This window comes from Acinetobacter sp. 1207_04, assembly GCF_052850415.1.
Window position 1 is genome coordinate 1 of sequence record NZ_VXCQ01000019.1, and the last position, 24,933, is coordinate 24,933.

The 24,933-nt window shown below is 37.4% G+C and carries 25 protein-coding genes and 2 pseudogenes; 16 read left to right on the top strand and 11 right to left on the bottom strand.

Translation table 11 applies throughout. From position 1 onward, the window contains the following. Positions 1 to 2,345, top strand: a 2,345-nt coding sequence (locus FW754_RS14565; protein WP_446325044.1) for an Ig-like domain-containing protein, incomplete at its 5' end; no start/stop codon positions are given. Positions 2,346 to 2,758: 413 nt separating this feature from the next. Here FW754_RS14565 and FW754_RS14570 read toward each other — a convergent pair. Continuing rightward, a complete protein-coding gene (locus FW754_RS14570; RefSeq protein WP_409512365.1) occupies positions 2,759 to 3,205 on the bottom strand; it encodes a GNAT family N-acetyltransferase in 447 nt (148 codons plus the stop codon). A gap of 595 nt (positions 3,206 to 3,800) precedes the next feature. Between FW754_RS14570 and FW754_RS14575 the strand changes: the two genes are divergently transcribed. After that, positions 3,801 to 4,826, top strand: a complete 1,026-nt coding sequence (locus tag FW754_RS14575; protein WP_446325070.1) for an MBL fold metallo-hydrolase — start codon at positions 3,801 to 3,803, stop codon at positions 4,824 to 4,826. A gap of 163 nt (positions 4,827 to 4,989) precedes the next feature. On the opposite strand, the pseudogene FW754_RS14580 reads toward FW754_RS14575, so the two are convergent. The 3 genes and pseudogenes from FW754_RS14580 to FW754_RS14590 form a co-directional block, all read right to left on the bottom strand. Then, a pseudogene (locus tag FW754_RS14580) lies at positions 4,990 to 5,244 on the bottom strand (DoxX-like family protein); the annotation flags it as partial. Positions 5,245 to 5,262: 18 nt separating this feature from the next. Next, positions 5,263 to 5,385, bottom strand: coding sequence for a hypothetical protein (locus tag FW754_RS14585; RefSeq protein ID WP_409512364.1), 123 nt, complete (start codon positions 5,383 to 5,385; stop codon positions 5,263 to 5,265). Further along, a pseudogene (locus tag FW754_RS14590) lies at positions 5,366 to 5,733 on the bottom strand (thiol-disulfide oxidoreductase DCC family protein). The gene FW754_RS14585 and the pseudogene FW754_RS14590 overlap by 20 nt, the downstream one beginning before the upstream one ends. Before the next feature lie 362 nt (positions 5,734 to 6,095). Here FW754_RS14590 and katG point away from each other — a divergent pair. Both katG and FW754_RS14600 read left to right on the top strand, forming a co-directional pair. Continuing rightward, a complete protein-coding gene (katG, locus tag FW754_RS14595) occupies positions 6,096 to 8,285 on the top strand; it encodes a catalase/peroxidase HPI (RefSeq protein WP_446325045.1) in 2,190 nt (729 codons plus the stop codon). 161 nt (positions 8,286 to 8,446) lie between these two features. After that, positions 8,447 to 10,096 carry an acyl-CoA dehydrogenase family protein gene (locus FW754_RS14600; protein ID WP_446325046.1) on the top strand — a complete coding sequence of 550 codons (1,650 nt, stop codon included), beginning with the start codon at positions 8,447 to 8,449 and terminating at the stop codon, positions 10,094 to 10,096. 57 nt (positions 10,097 to 10,153) lie between these two features. On the opposite strand, the gene FW754_RS14605 is transcribed toward FW754_RS14600, so the two are convergent. Continuing rightward, complete coding sequence (locus FW754_RS14605) at positions 10,154 to 10,627, bottom strand: Lrp/AsnC family transcriptional regulator (RefSeq protein ID WP_446325047.1); 474 nt, start codon at positions 10,625 to 10,627, stop codon at positions 10,154 to 10,156. Between the two features lie 131 nt (positions 10,628 to 10,758). On the opposite strand from FW754_RS14605, the gene FW754_RS14610 reads away from it, so the two are divergent. Both FW754_RS14610 and FW754_RS14615 read left to right on the top strand, forming a co-directional pair. Next, on the top strand, positions 10,759 to 11,385 hold the full coding sequence (locus FW754_RS14610) for a LysE family translocator (RefSeq protein WP_446325048.1): 627 nt from the start codon (positions 10,759 to 10,761) through the stop codon (positions 11,383 to 11,385). Positions 11,386 to 11,495: 110 nt separating this feature from the next. Further along, positions 11,496 to 11,696, top strand: a complete 201-nt coding sequence (locus FW754_RS14615; RefSeq protein WP_419348674.1) for a DUF7230 family protein — start codon at positions 11,496 to 11,498, stop codon at positions 11,694 to 11,696. A gap of 21 nt (positions 11,697 to 11,717) precedes the next feature. Here FW754_RS14615 and ptsP read toward each other — a convergent pair whose 3' ends face one another. After that, entirely contained in the window at positions 11,718 to 14,012 is a 2,295-nt protein-coding gene (gene ptsP, locus FW754_RS14620) for a phosphoenolpyruvate--protein phosphotransferase (protein ID WP_409512358.1), read from the bottom strand. Positions 14,013 to 14,098: 86 nt separating this feature from the next. Further along, positions 14,099 to 14,599: an RNA pyrophosphohydrolase gene (locus FW754_RS14625; protein ID WP_446325049.1), complete on the bottom strand. Its 501-nt coding sequence runs from the start codon at positions 14,597 to 14,599 to the stop codon at positions 14,099 to 14,101. Between the two features lie 182 nt (positions 14,600 to 14,781). Here FW754_RS14625 and FW754_RS14630 point away from each other — a divergent pair, with 182 nt between their 5' ends. The 3 genes from FW754_RS14630 to FW754_RS14640 all read left to right on the top strand — a co-directional run bounded on the left by FW754_RS14630 (position 14,782) and on the right by FW754_RS14640 (position 16,468). After that, positions 14,782 to 15,432, top strand: coding sequence for an HAD family hydrolase (locus FW754_RS14630; protein ID WP_446325050.1), 651 nt, complete (start codon positions 14,782 to 14,784; stop codon positions 15,430 to 15,432). Positions 15,433 to 15,635: 203 nt separating this feature from the next. After that, positions 15,636 to 15,878 carry a DUF2789 family protein gene (locus FW754_RS14635; RefSeq protein WP_446325051.1) on the top strand — a complete coding sequence of 81 codons (243 nt, stop codon included), beginning with the start codon at positions 15,636 to 15,638 and terminating at the stop codon, positions 15,876 to 15,878. Positions 15,879 to 15,961: 83 nt separating this feature from the next. Further along, the gene (locus tag FW754_RS14640; protein ID WP_446325052.1) at positions 15,962 to 16,468 is read left to right on the top strand and encodes a DUF2628 domain-containing protein; all 507 of its coding nucleotides are present in this window, start codon (positions 15,962 to 15,964) and stop codon (positions 16,466 to 16,468) included. A 43-nt stretch (positions 16,469 to 16,511) separates the two neighbouring features. Here the strand turns inward: FW754_RS14640 and FW754_RS14645 are convergent, their stop codons facing one another. Further along, positions 16,512 to 17,369, bottom strand: a complete 858-nt coding sequence (locus FW754_RS14645) for a LysR family transcriptional regulator (protein WP_409512353.1) — start codon at positions 17,367 to 17,369, stop codon at positions 16,512 to 16,514. 207 nt (positions 17,370 to 17,576) lie between these two features. Between FW754_RS14645 and FW754_RS14650 the strand changes: the two genes are divergently transcribed. Beyond that, a complete protein-coding gene (locus FW754_RS14650; RefSeq protein WP_446325053.1) occupies positions 17,577 to 18,434 on the top strand; it encodes a hypothetical protein in 858 nt (285 codons plus the stop codon). A gap of 154 nt (positions 18,435 to 18,588) precedes the next feature. Here FW754_RS14650 and FW754_RS14655 read toward each other — a convergent pair whose 3' ends face one another. Further along, positions 18,589 to 18,825: a DUF2061 domain-containing protein gene (locus FW754_RS14655; protein WP_409512371.1), complete on the bottom strand. Its 237-nt coding sequence runs from the start codon at positions 18,823 to 18,825 to the stop codon at positions 18,589 to 18,591. A gap of 235 nt (positions 18,826 to 19,060) precedes the next feature. On the opposite strand from FW754_RS14655, the gene leuC reads away from it, so the two are divergent. The 5 genes from leuC (at position 19,061) to leuB (ending at position 23,444) form a co-directional block, all read left to right on the top strand. Next, complete coding sequence (leuC, locus tag FW754_RS14660) at positions 19,061 to 20,524, top strand: 3-isopropylmalate dehydratase large subunit (protein WP_446325054.1); 1,464 nt, start codon at positions 19,061 to 19,063, stop codon at positions 20,522 to 20,524. Beyond that, positions 20,521 to 21,006, top strand: a complete 486-nt coding sequence (locus FW754_RS14665) for a hypothetical protein (RefSeq protein ID WP_446325055.1) — start codon at positions 20,521 to 20,523, stop codon at positions 21,004 to 21,006. The genes leuC and FW754_RS14665 overlap by 4 nt, the downstream gene beginning before the upstream one ends. An 11-nt stretch (positions 21,007 to 21,017) precedes the next feature. Continuing rightward, a complete protein-coding gene (gene leuD, locus FW754_RS14670) occupies positions 21,018 to 21,668 on the top strand; it encodes a 3-isopropylmalate dehydratase small subunit (protein ID WP_446325056.1) in 651 nt (216 codons plus the stop codon). A 90-nt stretch (positions 21,669 to 21,758) separates the two neighbouring features. After that, positions 21,759 to 22,319 carry a hypothetical protein gene (locus FW754_RS14675; RefSeq protein ID WP_409512348.1) on the top strand — a complete coding sequence of 187 codons (561 nt, stop codon included), beginning with the start codon at positions 21,759 to 21,761 and terminating at the stop codon, positions 22,317 to 22,319. A 45-nt stretch (positions 22,320 to 22,364) separates the two neighbouring features. Beyond that, positions 22,365 to 23,444, top strand: coding sequence for a 3-isopropylmalate dehydrogenase (gene leuB / locus FW754_RS14680; RefSeq protein ID WP_419348699.1), 1,080 nt, complete (start codon positions 22,365 to 22,367; stop codon positions 23,442 to 23,444). An 85-nt stretch (positions 23,445 to 23,529) separates the two neighbouring features. Here the strand turns inward: leuB and FW754_RS14685 are convergent, their stop codons facing one another. Next, complete coding sequence (locus FW754_RS14685) at positions 23,530 to 23,934, bottom strand: hypothetical protein (RefSeq protein WP_446325057.1); 405 nt, start codon at positions 23,932 to 23,934, stop codon at positions 23,530 to 23,532. 238 nt (positions 23,935 to 24,172) lie between these two features. On the opposite strand from FW754_RS14685, the gene FW754_RS14690 reads away from it, so the two are divergent. Continuing rightward, on the top strand, positions 24,173 to 24,535 hold the full coding sequence (locus FW754_RS14690; protein WP_409512370.1) for a lysozyme inhibitor LprI family protein: 363 nt from the start codon (positions 24,173 to 24,175) through the stop codon (positions 24,533 to 24,535). Between the two features lie 106 nt (positions 24,536 to 24,641). Here the strand turns inward: FW754_RS14690 and infA are convergent, their stop codons facing one another. After that, positions 24,642 to 24,863, bottom strand: a complete 222-nt coding sequence (gene infA, locus FW754_RS14695) for a translation initiation factor IF-1 (RefSeq protein WP_001284370.1) — start codon at positions 24,861 to 24,863, stop codon at positions 24,642 to 24,644. Positions 24,864 to 24,933 lie beyond the last annotated feature (70 nt).

Sequence of the window (24,933 nt, forward strand, 5' to 3'; positions counted from 1 at the left end):
CGAATGGTCAAGAAGTGACTGCAACGGCGAAAGACCCAGCAGGCAACGAAGGTACAGCGAAAGAACCAGTAGATGGTATTGCGCCGACAATCGACATCACCCCGATCAATCCAAAAGATCCGATCACGGGTGCAACTGAGCCAGGTGCAGACGTTACAGTTAAATTCCCAGATGGCACGACAGTAACCACTGTTGCAGACTCAAAAGGTGATTGGACCGTACCGAACCCAGGCAACTTAACGAATGGTCAAGAAGTGACTGCAACGGCGAAAGACCCAGCAGGCAACGAAGGTACAGCGAAAGAAGAAGTTGACGGTGTAAATACAGTGAATATCGATCCGATTACTCAGAAAGATATTGATGATCCAAAAGATCCGATTACTGGTACAGGCGAGGTAGATGCAACTGTTACTGTAACATTCTCAGGTGGCATGACAGCAACAGTAACAGTGGCTAAAGATGGCACTTGGACAGTACCGAACCCTGGCAATTTGAAGGATGGTGATGTGGTTACTGTGATATCTGTTGATAAAGCAGGAAACACAGCAAATGCGAATGAAAAAGTGGATGGTATTTCACTAATTGATATCGATCCGATTAATCTGAATATTCCAGGTCAAACAAATCCACCAATTACGGGTAAAGCTGAAGCAGACTCGAAAGTAACTGTAACGTTCCCTGATGGTACATCTGTGACAGTGACTGCTGGTAAAGATGGTAAATGGTCTGTGACGAACCCTGGTAATCTGAAAGATGGTGAGGTTGTTAAAGCCATCTCTGAAGATGTTGCTGGTAATCAGAATAGTACAACTGAAACTACAGATGGCCTTGGTCGACCAGCCATTACTCAAATCTTAGATAACGTTACTGGTGGTTTGGAAGGCAATATTCTGATTCCGCATAGTAATGATCCAAAGGATGAGTCAGAGGTTATACGTTGGGATCTTGGAAGTATCAATAAACCAATATATGCATCGAATGATTTAGCTCCAGTTTTTGTGGGTACTGGTGAACCTGGTGCAGTCCTAACGATCTTTAACTATTTGACTGGCTCAGCTATCGGTTCAACCGTTGTTGATGTGAATGGTAATTGGACATACTCGGATTATAAGGTTGTGATTGGGGGGGCTGATAAAGGTGCTTTAGACGCTTATTATGTTGAACAAACTGATAAGGTCGGGAATGTTCGAGCAAATACGGATGATCCTTCAAATCTTGAAGATCTTATTATTGTGAAATACGATAATAATATTATTGATGCAAGTACTTTCCGTGACTACAAAGCTGAATTTGAACAAAATTCGTTGCATTTCAACGTTGGTGAAGCTACAGGTGTGGATCTGCGTGTCAAACTCGATACGGTCCGTTTCTATGGTACAACATCTGGTGCGACGACGAATGACAGTATTTATATTGTGGACATCAATGGTAAGCCAATTGAGGATGTGAAATGGACGATGGATGGGAATAAAGTCTCAGCGGAGATTCCTGCTTCCTTTAAAGGTTCATATACCTTGAATATACCAGCGGGTAGTTACCAAGATTATGCGGGTAATGCGAATTTAGCTTATCATGTTGAAAACACATTGCCGATCTTGAACCAAGCTTTCGATTATGTGGATGCGAAGGGCACTAATAATAGCTATACCATAGTTGATAATGGTGGTATCAGTCAGACAAATGAGGTGATATTGCAACTTGAACCTAAAGCCGGTTCAAAGGCAACCTATTATCTGAGAGTTGATGGTGTTGATGATCCAAATCCAATCACAGTTATAGCGGGTGATAGTTCATATATTAAGCTAAACTTAGCAGATGGTGCACATACCATTAGTTATGCAGTAACGTATGAAGGTCCAGATAGAGTAGCGGTGACATCAGGTTATTCGAAAGACTTTAATATCACTGTTGTACCACCAGCAGCAAATGTAGATAGCACCTATACGAGCACAGAGTTTGATGATCATTTTGATACAACAAATGGTGGTCAAGATACAGTGATTTATAAAATTCTGTCTGGTAGTGTTCATGAGTCAGATCCTGCGAATATGAACAATGGTCATGATACTTGGGTTGGTTTTGGTGTTGATGATGCGACAGGTGGTAAAGACACCATTAATATCATGCAAATGCTGTCTGAAAACAAAGGTGTCACTAATGCGACTATTGGTAACTTTATTTCGGTTAAACAGGTTGATAATACGACAGGTGGTAAAGATACGGTATTGTCTGTCGATCGTGATGGGGCTGCGGGTACGAAGTATAATTCTACTGAGTTCTTAACATTAAAAGATGTTGATATCACACTAGATCAGTTGTTGAAAAACAATCAGCTTTTCTTTTAATCACTAAAAAAATATATAAAGGAAGAGGATCTTAGGATCCTCTTTTTTTCGTAAGCATTATATTTTTAAACTTGTAAAACAGAATAAAAAAATAAGATAGATTTAAACGATGGATGATAAATAAAAAATCGTTATTACTGTATTTTAAGTTGTTCTTAGGTCAATTAAATTTATGATAAAGATACCTTGTAGTGTACTTTTTTCTTAAATTAAGAAGGTTTGAAGGAAGCGAGTTGAGTCACTTTATTGGTGATATTTGAGTATTAGGTTGGATTGAAATATAAAGAGCCCAATATAAGCATTAGGCTCTCATTAAAAATATTTATACTCTAGTGAATATTAAATCGTAAAATAAAAAATGTTCATTAATATAATTATTTGATTTTTGCCTTGATAGATCAGGAGGGTGTTCTTTACTTTAGCTTTAAATGTAAAATTGGAAAGGGATTACCTTCAGCATCTAACTCGGAACGAGCAATTTGTTGGAAACATCGAGTTTGATAAAAAGCTAAAGCGCCATAATTTTGCTCATTTACATCAACTTCCGTCATACCAAGTGATAAAGCGTGGTCTAATAAGGTTGAACCAATACCTTGTTTGAAATATTTAGGTTCAACGAAAAGCATTTCAATTTTTTCATATGCTAGACCCATAAAACCAACGATTTTTCCATCGAATTCTATATGATAGAGTTGCACGTGATCAAAATAATGGTGCTGAATAATCAGATCACGGATTTGAAAAATATGCTGTTCACTTAGGAATTGATGTGTTGCTCTGACAGCGGATTCCCATATTTTTAATAATTTTGGATGATCATCAGAATTTGTACTGAGAATCTGTGTGAAATCCGGTTTCATAAATGGTTCACTCAATTGTGAAAATAAACAAAAAATAAATAAAAAGAATGCTCTATTTGGCTAATATGATAGGAAAGTAGGGGTGAAATCAATTTGAACGAATAACTTGCTAAGTCATTCGTTAAAAAATGTCATATTCTGACAAAAAAACTATATATCAGGCATTTTTTGTTAGTTTTACAATTGTTTGCGTGAATGATGCAAATTTGTATATACCGCAGGATAGGTGAAGCATTTATGTTAAAGGTCTGCTATGTTCTTGTTCTAAAAGTTAGTTGTAAAAATCTATTCGTACAGTATAAACAATAAATTATGTATGAATTGTTTGGTTGTATTTCAATCACTTAAATTTTGCTTCCGAATTGAAAATTGAAAGGATTGAATAAGTGTTAGAACAACGACAGTTGATGGTTAGATTATACGATGACATGTAATAAATGGTAATCTTTAAGATAATAGGCATTTGACAAAGAAAAATGAAAAGGCGTTTAAAGTAATCATGTCGAAAGATATTGAAGTGGAATCCATTGTGGAAAAGAGTGAAGTACAACAATCGCAAGAATTGGATGTGCATACAGGAAAATCTTTAACCTATATGTTGAAAACAGAAAACTGTTTGTCACATAGTTGGTATAGACCAAAATTTCAAGTACTCGCATCAAATCATCATAATGGTGAGCGTTTTTTAAATGAATTACGCCGCCCTGACGAGTTGAATCGTTGGAATTTATTGAAATGGCTTGGTACTCGAAAGTCTTCAACGTGGAATGTTAACTCTAAACAAGAAGCGACAGATTTCTATGCAACTAAACGGGCTTTGCCACAAAATCGCCCAAATGCTGAAGATCATGATTGGCAAATTTGGTTTGTTAGTCATGCCACGGTATTGTTGCAAATTGGTCGCTATAATTTTTTAACCGATCCTGTTTGGGCAGAATATGTGAGTCCCAAACAAGGGCGTGGTCCAAAACGTGTTATTCCTGCGGGAATCGCCTTAGAACAATTACCTGAAATTCATGCAGTTTTACTAAGTCATAACCATTATGACCATATGGATTTGGCTTCGCTTCGTTGGTTGAATAACAAGTTCTCTATGCCTATTTATACAGGTTTAGGTAACCGTAATTATTTGCCTGAAGAGTTTCATGTGATTGAAATGGATTGGTGGCAAACCGCATTATTTAAAAATCTTAAAATTGTGTATACACCTGCACAGCATGGTTCGGGACGCGGTTTACGTGATCAAAATATCGCACTTTGGGGTGGTTTTTCAGTGTTATCACCACATGGGCATTGTTTCTTCGCTGGTGATACAGGGTATTCGGCACATTTTAAAGAAATTCAAAAACGACTCGGTACACCTCGCATTGCATTATTACCCATTGGTGCGTATGAGCCTCGTGCTTTGATGAAATATATGCATATGAATCCTCAAGATGCATTTCAAGCACATTTAGATTTACAAGCCAAGCGATCATTGGCGATTCATTATCGGACTTTTCAGTTGACCGATGAAAGCAGAGAACAACCTGAACATGATTTACATCAAGCCATGACTCATTTTTCAAAAATGGCAAATCCATTTTATTGCCTAAGGGAAGGGCGAAAAATGGTAGTGTAGTTGGGATATTCAAAAGTCAAAAATGGGCGGCGAATGAAAATTTTATATCTTTAAAGTGATCGTAAATTCCTGTGCTTTAAAGATAATATTTAACCGTTATAAATTTAAGGGAAATATTTATTTTCGTACAAAATGAGAGCAAGTATGTGAATAGTTCTGTTTTTTAGAGTTTAGGGTTTTTTGCTTGAAGTAATTGGAATGCAATAATGGATAATGAAGCCATCGCCATATTCATTACAAAGGGGTTAAAAGCATTTTGAAAATAACGCATGTCAATGATTGCAATCAATAAGCTGAGTCCGAGCATCCTAAGTATATTCAAAAAATGCAGTATCTTACTTTGTTTAAAAACGAGAAAAAGCATTCCAAATATAATTTCGATATAGCCTGAAAATTGCATTAATATTAATGATATAAGCTCATCAAAGCCTTGTTGCTACCAAATGTATTGTTCATCTTGTGCTTTGTATAAAACTTTGGGAATCAATCCTTGATACACCCATAACACAGCCAAAGTAATGTGAATTGTCCATAAAATATTACGTAGTGATTTCTCCATTGATAAGCACCACCGACTCTAAAAAGTGTTGTTTATTTTCAGCAGAAGGCAATAAGCATTGATCGGTTGTACCAAATAATTGATAACGATTGAGAGTAATACGTAGATATAGAAAATCTCGTAATGGACGAGGCATCAAATATCCATCATGGTTGAGTAATGTTCAGTTGACATACCGTAGTGTTTTAAAATGGCTTCACCAAGTGGCGATTGTACAGATGCCAATTTGAATTTTTTATGCTGATCATGCTGAATGAGGAACTTCACCCAACCATTACAAATCACACAAATAGCATCAAATAAAATAATATCGTGTTGTTGTGTGATGCTATCAATATTATATCGCATGCTTTCTCTCTACGACAAAAACTTAATTTAGATTTGAGCATACGGAAATATTGATTATTAAAAGTACATATTTTCTCATTTTTATACTTCAAGATGAGTATCGGTTTTTCCGTAAAAGTAGATCACTATAAGCAATAAATTAAAATAAAGTGCCGGATTAAATATATTGATATACAGGTGTGACTTAACTTTATGAAAAATAAAAAGTCATTTATTTTTAATATTTTAAATTGAATAATCCGATTGTTTTTATTCGTTAATTTTGCTGTAGCTTTGTAGAGAAAGAGGGTATGTTAATAAAAGTAAAGCAGTAATCCTACACATTTTTTTGATCTTTTTTGACTTGTATATGGAGAATAAATATGGATAAGAATACGCCAGCTTCGGGTTGCCCATTTCATCAACAAGGTGGACAAACTAACGTAGCCAGCACCAACAATACAGATTGGTGGCCCAACGCCCTTAATCTCGATATCCTCTCTCAACACGATACAAAAACGAATCCACTTGATCCAAATTTCAATTATGCAGAAGCCTTTAATTCACTCGATTTAGAAGCAATTAAACAAGACCTTCGTGAACTTATTAACAGCAGTCAAGATTGGTGGCCATCCGATTATGGTAGCTATATTGGTATGTTTGTACGTACTGCTTGGCATTTGGCCGGCTCTTATCGAAAGCAAGATGGTCGTGGTGGTGCAAATACAGGTAATCAACGCTTCGCTCCACTAAACAGTTGGCCTGATAATGTTAATACCGATAAAGGTCGTCGACTACTTTGGCCAATCAAACGTAAGTATGGTAATAAAATTTCTTGGGGGGATTTAGTTGTTTTGGCTGGAACGGTTGCGTATGAAGACGCAGGTTTAAAAACGTTTGGTTTCGGCGGTGGTCGTTTAGATATTTGGCATCCTGAAAAAGATATTTATTGGGGGGAAGAACGACAATGGCTTGCTCCTACAGAAAATCGTTATAAAGATGATAAAGATCGTTCCTCATTAGAAAATCCGCTTGCTGCAGTGCAAATGGGTTTAATTTATGTCAATCCTGAAGGTGTGGATGGTGTACAAGATCCACTACGTACCGCACAAGATATGCGTGTAACATTCGACCGTATGGGAATGGATGACGAAGAAACTGTAGCTTTGACCATTGGTGGTCATACGGTAGGTAAAGCGCACGGTAATGGTAAAGCAGAAAACTTAGGTGCAGATGTTGAAAGTGCAGATGTAGAGTTCCAAGGTTTAGGTTGGCATAACTCTGAAGGTACAGGCAATGCAGGCAATACCATGGTGAGTGGTTTAGAAGGCGCTTGGACAACGCATCCGACTAAATGGGACAATGAATTTTTATACCTACTATTTACGTATGAATGGGAAAAAACATTGAGTCCTGCGGGTGCAAAACAATGGGAACCGATCAACATTAAGGAAGAAGATAAACCTGTTGATGCACATAACCCCAATGTACGTCGTAATCCAATGATGACAGATGCCGATATGGCACTGAAAGTTGATCCTGAATACCGTAAAATTGCTGAAGATTTCTACAATAATCCTGATAAATTGGCTGATGTTTTTGCACGTGCATGGTTTAAATTGACGCACCGTGACATGGGGCCAAAATCACGTTATTTGGGTGCAGATGTACCGAGTGAAGATTTGATCTGGCAAGACCCAATTCCAACAGTAGACTACACGTTGTCTGATGCTGAAGTGGCTGAATTAAAGGCTAAACTATTAAATAGCGGTTTAACTTCGGCTGAATTGATTGCAACAGCATGGGACAGCGCACGGACTTTCCGTGGTTCGGACTACCGTGGTGGTGCAAATGGTGCACGTATTCGCCTTGCACCACAAAAAGATTGGGAAGGTAACGAACCTGTTCGTTTAGCCAAAGTGATTACGAAACTTGAAGAAATTCAAATAGGTCTTGCGAAAAAAGTCAGCATTGCAGATTTGATTGTTTTAGGTGGTTCAGCGGCAGTTGAGCAAGCAGCGAAAGCGGTAGGTGTAAATGCCAATGTCACGTTTATTGCGGGTCGTGGCGATGCAACTCAAGAACAAACCGATGTCTACTCATTTGAAGATTTCGAACCGAAAGCAGATGGTTTCCGTAACTTTGTTAAAGCAGACTATGTGGTTCAACCTGAGGAATTATTGTTAGACCGTGCGCAACTACTCGGTTTAACAGCACCTGAAATGACGGTTCTAATTGGCGGTTTACGCGTTCTAGGCGCAAATTATGGTGACTCGAAACATGGTGTATTGACTGACAATGTTGGCGTACTCAGCAATGATTTCTTCGTGAACTTAACAGACATGAAGTTTAATTGGAAACCAACAGGTAAGAACTCATACAACATTGTTGACCGTGCTTCAGGTGAAACTAAATTTACAGCTACACGTGTGGATTTAGTATTTGGTTCTAACTCAATTCTTCGCTCATATGCAGAAGTGTATGCACAAGATGACAATAAAGAAAAGTTTGTAAAAGACTTTATTGCTGCTTGGACAAAAGTGATGAACGCAGACCGCTTTGATGTGAAGTAATTGATTTAAATCTTAAAAAAACCGCCCTCGGGCGGTTTTTTGTTTTTTTAAATGTAAATTTTGCTTTGAAATTATTGATATTTTTATATATGTGAAATGTGGTAAATTTTTGGTGAGATACATAATTTAATCTAGACAAAAGTGTATAGGAAATACAAAAAATGAATGCATGGATGACCCATCAAATCAGCAACCAATTTGATGAACTGCAAAACTACAATTTGTTTACTACAGATCAGGTGCTACAAGAAATATTACAACGCTACGGTAGTCAAGATCAGAAAAAACTGACTGAGTTTGCACAGATTGTCGGTTCAACAGAATATTACCAATATGCAGATTTAGCCAATAAACACACACCAATTTTACATAATTTCGATGCACGAGGACGTCGTATAGATTTTCTAGAATTTCATCCTGCATGGCATAAATGGATGGGATTAAATCGACAATTTGACACCCATGCTTATCCATTTAAGCATTCACAATCCACCTCAAAATGGGTCGATTGGGCAGCACGATTTTTTCTCAGTGGACAAGTTGAATGTGGCAATTTATGCCCAAATTCTATGACTTTAGGTAGTATTCCACTGATTCAAAATGAGCCTGAGTTGTGGGCAAAAATAGGCAAAAAGCTATTATCGACTGAATATGATGAACGTGACATTCCTATTGCTGAAAAGAAATCGATTTGGATGGGCATGGGGATGACTGAAAAGCAGGGCGGTTCAGATGTTCGTGCCAATGAAACGATGGCGATTCCTGTCGCTGAGTCAGGTCGGGGCAAAGCCTACTTACTCACAGGACATAAATGGTTTTTCTCTGCACCGATGTGTGATGCACATTTGGTGGTGGCGAAAACTGAACAAGATGGTTTGGCGTGTTTCTTTGTACCTCGTTGGTTGGAAGATGGCACCAAGAACAATATTCACATTCAACGCTTAAAAGAAAAAGTTGGAAATCGTAGTAACTCAAGCTCGGAAGTTGAATTTAAAGAGGCGTGGGGCATCATGATTGGTGAGGCAGGGCGTGGCATTCCGACCATTATTGAAATGGCGAATTATACTCGGCTCACTTGTTCAGTCGGTTCAAGTGCCATACTGCGTCAAGCATTGGTGCAATGTCTTGCTTATACTCGTCAGCGTAAAGCCTTTGGTAAACATTTGGCAGAACAGCCTTTGATGCAAGCAGTTTTGACCGATTTGGCTTTAGAAACAGAAGCTGCCATGCAACTCAGTTTCCACCTAGCACATTGCTATGAAAGTGATGATGCTTTGTCGCTTGCATGGAAGCGCATCATGACGCCTGCATCTAAGTTTTGGATTTGCAAACGTGCTGTTGAATTGACAGGGGAAATGATGGAAGTCTTTGGTGGCAATGGTTATGTCGATAATGGCATCATGGCTCGGATTTTTAAAGAAGCACCAGTCAATACCATTTGGGAAGGTTCGGGTAATGTGATGTGTCTTGATGTACTTCGGGCAATTGCACGAGATCGTGAGTCGATTGAAGTTCTATTTCAAGACTTGGCTCAAACGGCAAGTACAGATCAAACTTTGCAAAATGAACTACAAAATTTATTCAGGCTCTTCCAACAATCTCCCGATGATTTACAGTTTATGGGACGGAGTTTAGTCAGTCGTTTAACTATTCTTGCGCAATCAGTTTTGCTGAAACGTTATGCCCCAGATTTTGTTGCCAATGCCTTTATTGCCACGCGTTATAGCGAATTTCATGGGCAAGTGGTGGGTATGATTGATGCCAAAGTCATTGATATTGAAAGTATTTTATATCGGGCGTTGGCTGTTTAAAAGATTAATGAAGCTCAAATTTTGGTTTGAGCTTTTTTTATTGCTCATTTGTATGAGTTAAGGATTGATCGGATAACCTAAAAAGGGCTTTAATTCTTTTAAGACAAACATACTTTGCATTTCTTTAATCCCCGGTAGACGACGAATAATAGACATAGAAAACTCTGCATAGGTATCTAAATCAGGCGATACGACTTGAAGTAAAAAATCGGCATCTCCACCAATACTATAACAAGCGACAACATGCTCTAAGGCGCTCACTTCCTCTTCAAATTTTTTAGCTTCTTTTTCACTATGGCTATCAATTGAAACACGAATAAAAACCATCACCCCCAAGCCAATTTTTTTCCGATCGAGTAATACACCATAACCTTTAATCACTTGAGTATTTTCGAGTTGTTTTACTCGACGCCAACAAGGTGATGCTGACATGCCAATTTTTTCAGAAAGTTCTGAATTGCTCATACGAGAATCATATTGTAGTAGCTTTAATATTTTTGCATCAGTCTTATCAATTTTTGAAAAAGTCATAAACTTTCCGATTTTCTGAAATTTATAGGTTATTTATACCCTTCTTTGAATAAAATTTGGAATAAATAGATCGGTTTTACCTGCTCATTTATCTAAAAATAGTCTTATTATTTTTAGATAGATCGTAACAAATGGAACATATTCATCAATTTCTAATTTACTTCATGACCTTATTCTTAGCTGCAATTCTTCCAGGTCCTGGTATGACAGGCTTAATGTTTAAGACACTGTCGCAAGGATATCGAGCAGGTGTGGTTATGCTTTCGGGGCTGATCACAGGCGATATTCTGTATTTAACTGTTTCTATTTTTTTATTGGGTTATTTAAATCAATTGAGTCCAAGTTTTGCTTTTTATTTGGTGATATTCTCTAGTCTTTATTTATTATATTTATCTTCTCAATTTTGGCGCTTTAAAGGGGATTTACTAGAAGTTTCCTTGGCATTCAATACAGACCAAGCAATCACAGCTTATAGAGATGGATTGTTGATTACATTGAGTAATCCAAAAACAATTTCATTCTATTTAGCATTAGTCCCTGCTATTTTTAGCTCAGTTTCAATTAAGGATAAAAGTATATTATTGACGATTGTAACGATACTGACTTTAATATTAGTCGGTGGACTTTATATTTTCTGTTCATTTCGTCTGAAACAAGTACTCAAAAATATAAAAGTGCAAAAAATTTTATTGAAAAGTCTTGCATTGATGATGAGCTTTTTAGCATTGAGTTTATTGTATAAAGAATTATTGATTTAGCTGTCTGATAGATGACATTTTACATTTGAAATTAACTTGTATTTTCTACAAAAAAGCCCATTATATGTTCAACGTCTTGATGATGTTTGAACTGAAAAATGGTGAGTAAAATGGCAAAGAAAAAAGCTATGCCCGAAGTTGTAATTCATAACTTTGTGGCAAAACATATGTTTGATGTAAATAAAAGCCAAGTGTTTGTAGATCGAAAGAAAAATACAAAACGAGGTTATACAAAACATAAAAAAGGGAGATATTCGCAAGATTATCTCCCTTTTTTATACACGCTATTTTCTAATCATCGTTTGGCTTAAATTATATTTTCCATATAAAAATTAAATATTTATCATTCGATTTGATTTTACCATATCTGCAAGACCGTGATGACGGAAGTAATATTCCATCCAACTTTTCACCATCAGTGGATTATTCATTTTGACCACTTCTTCAAGTAGTTTTTGGGCATCGGTCATCGGTACATGACAAATCGCTTTACGTACTCGTAGAATATTACTCGAACTCATTGATAGGGTATTGAAGCCCATCGCCATCAGTAAAATCGCAGACAGGGGATCACCCGCCATCTCGCCACAGATACTAATTGGTTTATCATATTTATGACACTCTTCGACTAAGCGAGTTAAAGCCCGTAATACCGAAGGATGGAAGTGCGAGTAAACACTCGAAACACGAGAGTTGTTACGGTCAACTGCCAACAAATATTGAATTAAATCGTTTGAACCGACAGAGAAAAAATCAACCAATTCGGCAAATTCACCAATTTGTAAAAGTACACTTGGTACTTCAACCATAATGCCAATTTTAGGCTTATTAATTTTGACCTGTTCTTCTTCTTGAACTGCCATCCAATCACGTTCAAGTAAGTAAAGTGCTTCTTCAACTTCACTGACGCTCGTGACCATTGGCAGTAAAATATGTAAATTATTCAGACCAATACTGGCTTTGAGCATGGCACGAATTTGTGAAGAAAAAATCTCAGGATGATCAAGTGTAAAGCGAATACCACGCCATCCAAGTGCTGAGTTTTCTTCTTCAATTTCAAAATAAGGTAAGTCTTTATCCGCACCAATATCGAGGGTGCGCATAATCACAGGTTTGTTGGCAAAGTGGCTTAGCTGTTGACGGTAAATTGCTCGTTGTTCTTCTTCACCCGGAAAGCGATCACGAAGCATAAATGGAATTTCAGAACGATATAGCCCAACGCCTTTTGCACCACGTTGTACACCACGTACCACATCAATCATCAAGCCTGTGTTGACATAAAGTTTGACCTCAACGCCATCAGGGGTGATTGAATCTTTAGTTTCGTACTGCTTTAAATCTTTGGCAATTTGTTCTTCTTCTTTTTGAATTTCTTTGTAGCGTGTGCGCAAACGACGAGGTGGATTAATGAATACTCGCCCTTGATAGGCATCGACAATCATTTCAACATCGTCAAGCGTATTGATCGGAAGTTCAGTTACACCAACAACGGTTGGAATACCAAGCGCACGTGCCACAATCACCATATGTGAGTTGGCGGCACCTTCAGAAGTAACAATTGCTGCTATTTTATCGACTGGAAGTTCAACCAATGCAGCAGTACTAATTTCTTCACCAATGAGAATACTTTCAGAGGTGATTTCTTTGTGGCTGGTATCACCTTCTTGTAATGCAGCAAGGATACGACGTCCCAGATCTTTTAAGTCAGAAACTCGTTCACGTAAATAGTCATCTTCCATTTGAGCAAAGAGGGCAACATGACGTTCAATTACATCTTTGACTGCACCTTGAGCCCAACTCCCATCACGGACGAGTTCTTTGATTTCCGCAGGTAAGCTATTTTCATCGAGCATACGCAAGAATACGCTAAAAAGCGCACGCTCTTCTGCCATGAGAGAGTCTTGCATTTTGTCATCGAGCGAACGAATTTCGACACGAACAGATTCAATCGCCTGATCGAGCAGAGCAAGTTCTTCGCTGATGTCATCGGCATCACGATCAGGTACTGCTGACAAATCTGCTTGTGGATAGAGAATGATGGCACGACCAAGTGCAATACCACCCGCACCCGATGACCCCTGAAAGGTTTTATAGTTAGATGAATTGCTTGGCTTACGGAAAACATCAATATTACCCACAGCATGTGCATGTGCAATAACGCCTGAAAGCTGTGCGCATAAGGTGACAAGGAATGATTCAGCAGCTTCGCTAAAGTCTTGAGGCTCAGTGTTTTGGACGACGAGTACACCCATCACTTTGCGACGGTACATAACAGGTACGCCAAGGAATGAGTTATAGACCTCTTCGCCCGTTTCAGGAAAATAAGCAAAGCGTTCATGTTTGAATGCATTGTCTAAGTTGACAATTTCTTCACGTTGACCGACTAAGCCGACAAGCCCTTCACCAAGTTGAAGAGAAACATTACCAACCGATTCTGGATTTAAACCTTTGGTTGCCATAAGTACATAGCGTTGATTGCGTTCATCGAGTAAATAGATTGAACATACATCGACATGCATGGCTTGAGATACTTGATTGACCATAATTTCAAGGGATTCATGCAAACTGACAGACGAATTGATCTCTTGGACAATACGCCTTAACGTGTCAAGTTGCATGTTAGACATGAATGTATACTCCCTTAATAATAGTCAATTATTTTATAAAAATATTATCGTGCTGTAGTTATAACAGCACTTTTTTGAAAAATCATTCACATTTTGGATGAGTTTTCGTACTCAGGCTTTGGGAGATGCATACACAGCTCCATCATGGCTTTACGATAAACATCTCGTTTAAAATTCACCACCTGACCCAATGGATACCAATAACTTACCCATTGCCATTGATCAAACTCTGGCGGATCAGACAAATTCAACTGAATATTTTTCGTTGAAGCTGTGAGTTTTAATAAAAACCATTTTTGCTTTTGTCCAATACAAATCGGATCTGAATCAGACCGAATGTATCGAAGGGGCAAACGATAGTGTAACCAATCATCTGTCTGGGCTATGATTTGGACCTGCTCAGGTAAGAGACCAATCTCTTCCCGCAGTTCTCTATACAGCGCTTGCTCAGGTGTTTCTCCAAATTGGATTCCACCTTGAGGAAATTGCCATGCATTGTGACCAATGCGTTTTGCCCATAAAACTTGTCCACTATCGTTTGCCAAAATGATCCCGACATTCGGTCGGAAACCTTCTGAATCGATCATTTGGCACCTAAAAATTAATAATATTTCTGACTTTGTATATGGGGACACTCACATTTTTATCCAACGCGACAAAGCCAAAGTAATAATGTTGTAAAATTGCTATGATCTTAACGAATTTCTTGCGTCATGCGGAAATAGATTTACAAAATTTTTCTTTATTTTCAGATTAAACAGGTATTTTCATGAAACTGGCGTTATTTGATCTAGACCACACCTTACTTAATACCGACTCTGACCATTCTTGGGGAGAGTTCTTGGTCAATGAAGGCTTGGTGGATGCGGTTCGACATCGTGCCATGAATGACAAGTTTTATGAGGATTACAAAGCAGGTCAACTGGATCCAATTGCTTATAATGAATTTGTTTTTGAGTTTTTGACTCAACATGACAATGAATATTTAACAGAATTACATCAATTGTTTATGAAAAAAGTCATTCGTGCACAAATGCGTCCAGAAGGTTTTAAAGCCATTCAAGCGCATAAAGATACAGGGCATCAGTTGGTGGGAATTACTGCAACTTCAGATTTTATTACTGCACCAATTTTCCGTGAATTTGGGATCACTGAGATTATTGCCACGAATGCTGAAATAAAAGATGGCAAGTACACTGGGAAAGTGATTAATGTGCCGTGTTATCAAAAAGGAAAATTGACGCGTTTAGATCAATGGCTTGAAGCTCGTGATGTAACAGAATCATGGGCATATTCAGATTCAATCAATGACCGTTTTCTATTGGAATATGCAGATCATGCCATTGCGGTTAATCCTGATGATCGTCTTGAAATACTTGCAAAAGAGCAAGGTTGGGATATTCAAGATTGGTCTATTTAATCAGGTTGCAATGAAATATTATTCAAATCATTATTAAAAGAAGTGAAAAACAGAACATTCGTTCTGTTTTTTTATTTGAAAACAAGAATAAAATTTCGAGTACTTTTGTAAAATTTTATAAAAATTAATATTTTGTACTTCACATTAGGTTTAAAAATGATATGTTGAATAAATAAATTTATAAACAGATGAGAGCAATAACAATGAGCCAAGTACGTCCACGTATGACTAATTTATTTGAACAATTGGGTTTAGATTCAAGCGAACAAGCCATTCAAAATTTTATTGAAAGTCATCAGTTAGATGCGCATACTTTAATTATTGATGCAGAATTTTGGACGGATGGACAACGTCAATTTATAGCAGAAAAAATTAAATCTGATGGTGCTTGGGCAATTGTAGTTGACCAATTGAATGAAGCATTGCATGAAGATTCAGTGAAATAAAAATTAAATTTTAAATTAGCAGAACAACATTAAATGTTGTTCTGCTTTTATTTAATGACAATAAATAACAAGAGGAATAATGAATGGATTTAGAAAAGCCTGTTATCCCGCCACCATTTTCAGAATCTGAGTCCGTAACGCATCAGTCAAAAAAAGATGAATTATATGCTGCTTTTATCGGTAAGAAATATCAAAGTTATTACCAAGAAAAATTCCAAAATTTAGAAGCATTAAAACCCAAAGGTGGCTTCAATATCGCTGCCTTTTTGATTGGCCCAATCTGGTTATTCTATCGAAAAATGTATGCGTATGGCTTTATCTATATTGCGTTCATGATTATTTACGGCATTTTTGCCGATTTTGTAGAAATATCTGACTCTACTGATCGTGCAATTTCAATTGCTGTAGCTGTGACGTTGGGATTGAGTGGGAATGGATTATATAAAAATTTTGTAGATAAAAAATTAACAACATCCGTGAGGGGGATTGAAGAAGCTCAGGAACAAGGTGGTACAAATCCTGTACTTGCTTGGTCGCTATTTGTTCTGATTATTCTATTGATTGGAGTTGGAATATTTTATGGTGGCTAAAAAATGATTCGAGCAATTCAATAGAACTGCTCGAGGTCACAGATTATTTCATCATTTCAATGAGCTCTTGAACGGCACGTGATTGAGTTCTTGAAGGATGCCATACCATGCCCAATTGACGGTTCATTTCTAGCGGAATATCGAGTTGTTTTAAATCTTGATTCAATAATGTTTTCGGAAGTACAGACCATCCTAAACCAATCGAAACCAGCATTCTGATCGACTCTAATGGATTGTTGCTCATCGTGATTTTTGGTTTTAAGCCTTGGCGTTCAAACTCAGTCAAGGTGATTTGTGTCGTATATGTTTGTGCTGCAGGCAATAAACTTGGATATTCAATTAAATCTTCAAGTTTTAAATTATTTTTTTGTGCTAAGGGATGAAACGGAGCAACTACAAAGATCAGTGGATCTTCCCAAATAGTAATATATTTTAAACGCTCGTCACCTTGAGGCGGTAAAGTTAAAAATGCCAACTCCAAATCACCAGCAAGGACTTGTTCATGTGCCTGTTCTGAATCGACAAAATGAACATCAAGTTTAACTTCAGGAAATTTTTGTACATATTTTTTCAAATGTGCAGGCAAATGATGTAGACCAATATGATGACTCGTTCCAATTTTTAATTTGCCTCGAACTTCGCCTTGTTCATGGCTTAGGGTATGGTGAATATCACCGAGCTCATTGAGCCAATTTTTGACTTTAGGCAAAAGTGAGTGTGCTGCATGGGTCGCTTGTACGCCACGACCTGCCGATTCAAAAAGCTTTACTCCGAAATAATCTTCAAGGCTATGAATGCGTTTTGTCACTGCGGGTTGAGTAATAAATAGAAGATCTGCTGCCATCGAAATGGAGCCAGTTTCCATTACTCTTACAAATGCTTCGAAAGCTGCTAAGTTCATTGCTACCATCCATAAATATTTTTTATGCTAATTTTATTATTTAGAATTTTTAAGAATAAATCAAAGTAAAAATTTAAAAAACATACATTTTGTGAGTAAAAATTCAGGTTTATTGACTGTACAGAAGATATTTACAATTTTTTTAACTGTCATTTTGAGATTTAGGCTAACTTAATAAAACACTAAAAATAAAAAATGAGTTCACCTTTGCAAAGACAAAAAGCCTCATATCAGTTCAACTCGAATGCTCAATTTTTTCGTTATGGCTATCAAACAAATTGGCAAAATTTTGTAAAAATCGCGATGATGAGTGCAATTCCTATCCTCCTGCTCAGTTATTTATTCCCGTATTTGAGCTTCATTTTGGTGTATTGGTTTATTGCATTTTTAATTTGGGGAATATGGCGATTTAAGCGGATGAAAAAAATACAAAAGTTAGATCAATTTAACTTGCCAGATAATATTTGGATTGCATTTCGTCAAAAATATCCCCAGTTCCATGTGATCAATCAGCCTTATGTGGAAGAATCATTTAAAGACTATTTGGCATTACATATTATTAAAAATCAGTCTTATGCAATGCCTTCACATGCAGTTGATGCATTGTGGCATTTACTTTTAGAACAGTTTCCTGAATTTTATATGCAAATGTGTCAGAACATACTTGGTTTTGAGTTGTTACATAAGCCACATCAAACAGCACCCAATCGAATGCAGAAAAACATCCAAAATCAACAACTTTTAAATACGTGGGTGGTGAGCTGTTCATTGTTTCGACTCGATCAGCAGCAACCAAAAGATATACCACGTTTATTTTTAGCGGATCAAGTTTCTGCTTGGGAGAGAGATATCACATTTAATATGGTAGTTATTACGACACTGTTTCAACACATTCATTCACAAGGACGTAGTACGATTTCATCTTGCTCATCGGCGACTTCATCATTTTCAGATATTTCAAATACAGCGTCATCCTCAACAACAGACTCTGATCAATCTCATCAAATTGATTCAGATTCATCTTCACCGTGTAGCAGTTGCAGTAGTTGTGGAAGTAGTGATTAAAAATAATTTTTATTTATGAAGGCATTGGACTTTAAAGTATATTCTTGAAAAGTTTTTTTATTGAAGATTATTTAGTCAATATTGAAAAGCCATCCCTAATGGTAGGTGATGACGATTTTTATTTATGTGATTTCCATTTGATAATCCATAAAAATTAATGATTGATGGCATTTTTACGATCTTTGGCAATCCATACTTTTTCGTGAAAGAAAAATGCAACGGCTTGAACTGTGGGTTCAACTAGGCTTAAAGTCAGTGCCATCCAAAAATTACCTGTAATGATATATGCCACGAGCATTGCTACCGTGATGTGCATAATGTAATAGCTTAATGTTTTTTTGAAAATACGTTGATTGTTTTGAACAAAGTTTTGAATACGAGCCATAAGGATTATCATCTAATTTGGATTTAATTAAATAATAATCATTATCATCTATAAAGTAAAAAAGAATTTTTGATTGATAGTGATTGGTTTTGTAAATGCATTTTTTTAACTCTTCATTTATGATACTTAATAATTCCAAAAAGTTTTTAAATTAATAAAAATGATAAATTAGATTTATGTAAAAACGAGGCTATAATCAGTTTAATGAAAGAATTTACCCAGTCCAGTGGAGCATTTCGACATGGCAGGCGAAAACCAACAAGCAAAAAATCAAATACCAAAAACGCAAGTTCCAAAGACGTTGTATGACAAATTATGGGATGACCATCTAGTAAAACAACGAGATGATGGCTCTGCATTACTTTATATCGATCGTCATTTATTGCATGAAGTGACTTCTCCACAAGCTTTTGAAGGTTTACAACTTGCCAATCGTCAACCGTGGCGTTTAAGTGCAAATGTAGCAACACCAGACCACAACGTTCCAACCTCCAAAAAAGAGCGTGAACAAGGTATTGCGGGTATTGAAGATGATACTTCACGTATCCAAGTACAAACTTTGGATGACAACTGTGAAACCTTTAATATTGTTGAATTTAAAATTAATGATATTCGTCAGGGTATTGCACACGTTGTTGGCCCTGAACAAGGTTTAACTTTACCAGGTATGACGGTTGTATGTGGCGATTCACATACTGCGACACATGGTGCATTTGGTTGTTTGGCACACGGTATTGGCACATCAGAAGTTGAACATGTATTGGCAACTCAATGCTTAGTTCAAAAGAAAATGAAGAATATGTTGGTTCGTGTTGACGGTAAGTTAGGTCAAGGCGTGACATCGAAAGACGTTGTATTGGCAATTATCGGAAAAATTGGCACGGCAGGCGGTACAGGCCATGCGATTGAATTTGGTGGTCAAGTATTCCGTGATATGTCAATTGAAGGTCGTATGACCGTATGTAATATGGCAATTGAAGGTGGTGCACGAGTTGGTATGGTCGCTGTCGATGACAAAACCATTGCCTATGTGAAAGATCGTCCTTATGCGCCAACAGGTACAGAGTGGGATGCCGCAGTTGGATATTGGAATACTTTGGTTTCTGATGAAGGCGCACATTTCGATACCGTTGTAGTATTACAAGGTGAAGAGATTGAACCCCAAGTATCTTGGGGAACTTCGCCTGAGATGGTGATTCCTGTAACTCAAGCGGTTCCGACTTTGGAACAAGCCAAAGATGACGTACAGCGCAATGATTGGACGCGTGCTTATAGCTATATGGGCTTAGAAGCAGGTCAAGCATTGGCAGATATTCAATTAGACCGTGTGTTTATTGGTTCTTGTACGAACTCACGTATTGAAGATATCCGTGCTGCTGCGGAAGTTGCTCAAGGCAAAAAAGTGGCATCTACCATTAAACAAGCGATGGTGGTTCCGGGTTCTGGTTTAGTGAAAGCGCAAGCGGAAGCGGAAGGTTTAGACAAAATCTTAATCGAAGCAGGTTTTGAATGGCGTGAGCCAGGTTGTTCAATGTGTTTGGCAATGAACGCTGACAAATTACAACCGGGTGAGCATTGTGCATCGACATCAAACCGTAACTTTGAGGGCCGTCAGGGGAATGGTGGTCGTACGCATTTGGTGAGTCCTGCAATGGCGGCTGCGGCAGCAATCTCAGGTCACTTTGTTGATGTGAGAACCTTTTGAATAGACTACTCAATATGAAAATAGGATTTTTATGTATCGCTTTATTGAGTTGTTCTACATGGGTAAATGCGAGTACATATTGTAATCCACGTTTTCAGTTTTGTGTTGATTACCCATCATCATTGAAAACTCAATATCCAGAATCTATTAATGGCGATGGACGAATTTTCAAATTGGTAGGTAGTAAAGCAGATATTCGGGCGTATGGAACACATGCGCCAGGCGTATTCTATGACTCAGATCAGCAATATTTAGCATCTTTAAAATCAGAGTATTCTAAAGAGAATTCCATTACTTATCAAAGAAAGAAGCAGAACAGTTATACCATCAGTGGATATACTTCTTCGGGTAACATTTTTTATGATCATATTGTCGTAAAAAATAGAGAGGCTATAGTCGTCCACTTTGATTATCCTGTATCAGAGAAAGATAAAATGAATGAGATGATTAAACAAATGTCATCTTCTCTGAGATTTAAATAACGAGATTGACCATGAAAAAATATACCGTTGAACAAGGTATCGTTGCACCATTAGACCGTGCCAATGTCGATACAGACTTGATCATTCCAAAACAGTTTTTGAAATCAATCAAACGTACAGGTTTTGGAGAAAATTTATTTGATGAATTACGTTATTTAGATGAAGGCTTTTTAGGGCAAGACAACTCAAAACGTCCTAAAAACCCAGATTTCGTATTGAATCAACCGCGTTATCAAGGTGCGTCTATCCTTGTTACACGTGCAAACTTCGGTTGTGGTTCAAGCCGTGAGCATGCGCCGTGGGCATTGGAAGAATATGGGTTTCGTACTGTAATCGCGCCAAGTTATGCAGACATTTTCTTCAATAACAGCTTTAAAAATGGCATGTTGCCTGTAATTTTGTCTGAAGAAATTGTCGATCAGTTAATTAAAGAATGTAATGCCAATGAAGGTTATCAGTTAACAATTGATCTTGAAGCGCAAGAAGTCCGTACTACAAATGGCGAAAGCTTCAAATTTGAAGTCGATCCATTTCGTAAGCATTGTTTGTTAAATGGTTTTGATGACATTGGTTTAACTTTACAAGTGTCAGATGACATTAAAGCCTATGAGGCGAAAACCAAGCAATCACGTCCTTGGGTCTTTACTGAAATCAAAGGTTAATTTTACATGGCTTGAATGCCGAACTCTTGCTAACATGACGTGCATAAGAAATCAATGTATGCACTCATTGAGTGAGGTTGGGCAGAAACAATGACCAAAAATTTAGCTTATAGTCTTTTGATGGTATTTGGTAGTAGTGTGCTAGGTGCGTGTCAAATGTTTGACGCTGTTAAAGGACACCCTGACAGTAAAAGTGATGTAAATCAAAATACTGTGCAGATTTACTGTAGTGGTGCTGAAAGCTGTCAGTTTGGTCGTTTGGATGATTTGATTGTTGTGAATGAAAAAACACAACGGATTAATTCAGATGCTGTAAAACGTGGCTGGGTGAAATATACGGAAAGTACAGAGTTAAAGAAGCAACTTTATTTGTACGTTCCAGCGAAGCAACATGAGTTAGTCATTCGCTTTTACCCAATATCACAGCAACATGCTGAAGTATTCCATGTGATCCATCGGTTTAAAGCCAATCAAAAATATACATTCAAAATGTACCGTGACCGTAAACAAAATAGCGGTAGTTTATTGAATGTATCTGCGCCACCACCATTGTGCGTAGATTTGTTGCAAAACACTCGGGTTATTCGCCGTTTCTGTCGTCCTTATAATGTGGTGACGGGAGTGAGTGAATACATTGAACAAAAAATTTAAACTTCTTCAGTAAATTTGATACTGAAACCTCAAATGGAAACACTCATGTCAAAACAAATTTTAATTTTAGCGGGCGATGGAATTGGCCCTGAAATTGTTAAAGCAGCAGAACAAGTTTTAACGACTGTAAATGATAAATTCAACCTTGGATTGACATGGGAACAAGGTTTACTTGGTGGTGCGGCAATTGATGCACATGGCGAACCGTATCCTGCAGTAACTGCAGAACAGGCGAAAAAAGCCGATGCAATTTTATTGGGTGCAGTGGGTGGTCCAAAGTGGGATGCTATTGAACGTTCAATTCGTCCTGAACGTGGTTTATTGAAAATTCGTAGTGAATTGAATTTATTTGCAAACTTACGTCCTGCGATTCTGTATCCACAACTTGCCGATGCATCAAGCTTAAAACCTGAAATTGTTGCAGGTTTAGATATTCTGATTGTTCGTGAATTGACAGGTGGAATCTATTTTGGTCAACCTCGTGGTATCCGTGAATTAGAAAACGGTGAAAAACAGGGCTTTAACACTGACGTTTATTCAGAATCTGAAATCAAACGTATTGCAAAAGTTGCCTTTGATATGGCGAACTTACGTGGTGGTAAAGTGTGTTCAGTCGACAAAGCCAATGTCCTTGAAGTGACTGAGCTTTGGAAACAAACTGTGACGGCAATGAAAGAAGCAGAATATCCTGAAATCAATCTTTCACACATGTATGTTGATAATGCTGCAATGCAATTGGTGCGTGCGCCTAAACAGTTTGATGTGATCGTTACAGGTAACTTGTTCGGTGATATTTTGTCTGATGAGGCAGCAATGTTAACGGGTTCAATTGGTATGTTGCCATCTGCATCTTTAGATGAAAATGGTAAAGGGATGTATGAGCCATGTCATGGTTCAGCACCAGACATCGCAGGTCAAAACATTGCCAATCCATTAGCAACGATTCTTTCTGTTGCCATGATGCTGCGTTACACATTCCGTGAAGAAGCTGCTGCAAAAGCGATTGAAGATGCAGTAGGTAGCGTTTTAGATCAAGGTTTACGTACAGGCGATATCATGTCAGAAGGGATGAAAAAAGTCGGTACAATTGAAATGGGTCAAGCAGTTGTTGCTGCATTGAACTAAGTTCACCTGAAGTTTCAATTGAATAAAAAAACACAGCTTTGGCTGTGTTTTTTATGGCGATATTTTGATATTTCAAATGCTTAAATCAACATGCTTTACCATAATAATCAATTGACTGAGCGATATTGTTCTTCAAATTGAAAATCACTTTGCAGTTGAAATTGATATCATACGTTGGTGAGCTTGAAGGATCATTGCGAATTACGGGAACGCCTGCTGCATTAACACCGACAGTTGGAGTGACAGTAACGGGAATGTTCACGGGACGAAGAATAATATAAGTCAGCGTTGAGTCTGTCAGTTGGGGTGTGGGGTTTGCTTGATATCCTAGAGATTTAAAATCAATTTGCTGTTGAATTTTTTGGCTATCTTGACCAATGAAGCTGTTGAGATATTTGTCCAATTGCATGTAATTTGTAGGCTGAGAAGTTTGGCAAGCCGTTAAAAGAGCCATACTACATAGCGAGGCTATTGATATTTTCCAATTCATACACCACCACCTTTTTCTAGAGCAAGTGAATACACAATAAACAACATAATAGAATATAAACTCTGCTTAAAATATAAATGTGATGAAAATTCTGATTATTGGTTATATTCAGTGATTTTTAAAAAATTGATCCTGATGTAGCGGGGTTACATCAAAGTACAGCAAATAAAAAAAGTGAGAATGAATGATGGAAACATTAATAAAAATGAACGCTCCCGTTCAGCGTCTAGGTCAGTCAATGTTACTCGGTGTATTCATGTTGATGGGTTCAAACATGGCATTTGCCGATAACTGCGAAAATGCACGGAATGCTTATGATGACATTTACTGTACAAATAAGATTTTTGCGAGTGCTGATGCTGAGCTGAATAAAAACTATAAATTATTACAAGGGAAATTAAATACATCACAAAAAAGTATTTTAAAAAAATCTCAATTGGCTTGGATTCGAGAGCGTGATGAACAATGTTCAGATAACGAGGAACGTAGAGTATTTGTAAATTGTAATTTAGAGCAAACTCAAGAACGTAATGCGTGGTTAATAGAGCGCATTCGCGAGTGTAATACTGTGGGATGTAAGACCAATGTACTGCGCAACTAATACTTTAATTGATTTTATACAGGCGTAGAAAATCTAACGCTTAAATAGGCGCTAGGCGTAAATGAAAAAAGCCACTCTAATAAAGTGGCTTTTCGCTTGCTAAGACTTAGCGTGCACGATAAGTAATACGACCTTTTGTTAAGTCGTATGGTGTCATTTCGACTTTAACACTATCGCCAGTTAAAATACGAATATAATGTTTACGCATTTTACCTGAAATGTGGGCGATTACTTCGTGACCGTTTTCTAAACGTACACGGAACATAGTATTAGGAAGCGTTTCGGTGACAACGCCTTCGAACTCGATAAGTTCCTCTTTATTGGCCATAGCCTACCTGATGATCAAATTGGAAAGGGGCAAATTATAGGCAATTTTTTTGAAAAAAACAAGACAAATG